3 protein-coding genes are annotated in these 1,078 nt (G+C 29.2%); all 3 read left to right on the top strand.

Annotated features, from left to right (window positions below; translation table 11 throughout):
- Positions 1–208 (top strand): hypothetical protein (locus AC3WVG_RS12260; protein WP_488798400.1); only part of this gene is annotated, 208 nt, incomplete at its 5' end.
- Positions 209–284: 76 nt separating this feature from the next.
- Entirely contained in the window at positions 285–713 is a 429-nt protein-coding gene (locus AC3WVG_RS12255) for a 7-cyano-7-deazaguanine synthase (RefSeq protein ID WP_488798399.1), read from the top strand.
- Between the two features lie 178 nt (positions 714–891).
- Positions 892–1,078 (top strand): hypothetical protein (locus AC3WVG_RS12250; protein ID WP_488798398.1); only part of this gene is annotated, 187 nt, incomplete at its 3' end.

Raw genomic sequence — 1,078 nt, 5'->3', positions numbered from 1 at the left:
TGGGAAAGGCAAGGGAGATTGTGGAGAGTGGGCACCTGGACTTTATAGTTTACTTAAATACTACGGTTTTGATTGTGAATTAAAAATAGGAAAGATTATTGGGAGTGAAAATTTTCATTCATGGGTAAATATAAAATTAGATGGAAAAAGTTTTTCTCTTGATCCAACATGGTATAAGGAGCCCCTCTTCCTAGAATCAAGACTCTAAAAGAACATTATATTTCTTTCAAAAGAGAATAATCTTGTCTACAAATACTTAAAAATAGACTTTAATTAAAAATACCATGAATAATGCAATAATCGTATGCTCAGGAGGATTAGACAGTGTAACTACTGCTTATTCTATTAAAGACAAAGTAAAGAAATTAAAGATTTTATTTTTTGACTACAACCAAAAAGCAAGAAAAGAGGAAGAATTCTGTGCTAAAAAAACTGCAAAGGACCTAAATGCTGAATTTAAGAAAATAGAGATAAAATGGCTGGGAGAAATAAGCACTGCTTTACTAAATAAAGGAGAGATACCAGAAACAAAAGAAGAGGATCTAGGAAATATTGAAAAAGAGAATAAAGAAAAAATATTATGGTGGGTGCCTTGTAGAAATTCTATTTTTTTGGTTAATGCTTTGGCTGAAGCAGAGTCCTTGTTTATTAGCAAGAATGAGAGGGGGATGTTTATATTGGTGTTAAGAAGGAAGGAAAGATTCCTACTATAACAGTAATATGGCATAGTGAACAGATTTAAAAATATCATAGACGAGCAAATATTTTTCAGCATTTTTTTCAGAATATCTGGAAATCTTTCGAATTTTTCTAGGCAATTTTTATTAAGGGAGTTTTGTTCTAATAATTGAGAAATCAAACTATTACCTAATAATTGTTTTAAAATCTGCTATGTATAGAGAAACTATAGATACGATTTTAGAAGAGATTAGTCCAACTTATATTAAACAAAAAATACCGCTCAAGACAACATTTGAAACACAAAATTTTTTTAGTGCAATAGTATATACTGGTGAAGATAAAACAATTACTTTAAATTCTGAAAATATTATTAAAGCAATTAATAAAGCTAAAGAAC

It is taken from the genome of Desulfovulcanus sp., assembly GCF_982781345.1.
Note: the sequence above shows the minus strand (reverse complement) of the source record. Positions and strands in the feature narration are given on the sequence as shown.

Bases quoted from the DNA above. Each gene is read 5' to 3' on its own strand.
- AC3WVG_RS12255 (WP_488798399.1), top strand. From the start codon at position 285: ATGAATAATGCAATAATCGTATGCTCAGGAGGATTAGACAGTGTAACT.